Genomic DNA, 249 nt, shown 5'->3' with positions numbered 1-249 from the left:
ATGCCTGAGCGGGCGTTTTCATATCCAGGGCCTGATGCGGCCGCTGGTGGTTGTAAAACTGGATCCAGTCGCCAATGACACGACTGGCGTGTTGCAAGGTTTCAAAGCGGTGACGGTGGATGCACTGCTCCTTCAACGTACGGATCATCCGCTCCACCAAGCCGTTTTGCTGCGGGGTGTACGGGGTGATGAATTCCTGCTTCAGACCGTAGCTTTTGACCAGCGCCGTGTAGCTGCGGCTCGTGAAGA

General features: G+C 57.0%; 1 protein-coding gene. It reads right to left on the bottom strand.

What is annotated here, in order from left to right; translation table 11 throughout:
- Positions 1–249 (bottom strand): integrase core domain-containing protein (locus GQB03_RS22860; protein WP_159694086.1); only part of this gene is annotated, 249 nt, incomplete at both ends.

It is taken from the genome of Cognatazoarcus halotolerans (assembly GCF_009800965.1).
Classification (GTDB): domain Bacteria; phylum Pseudomonadota; class Gammaproteobacteria; order Burkholderiales; family Rhodocyclaceae; genus Cognatazoarcus; species Cognatazoarcus halotolerans.
The sequence above is the reverse complement of the archived record's forward strand: the minus strand, read 5'-3'. Positions and strand labels throughout refer to the sequence as shown.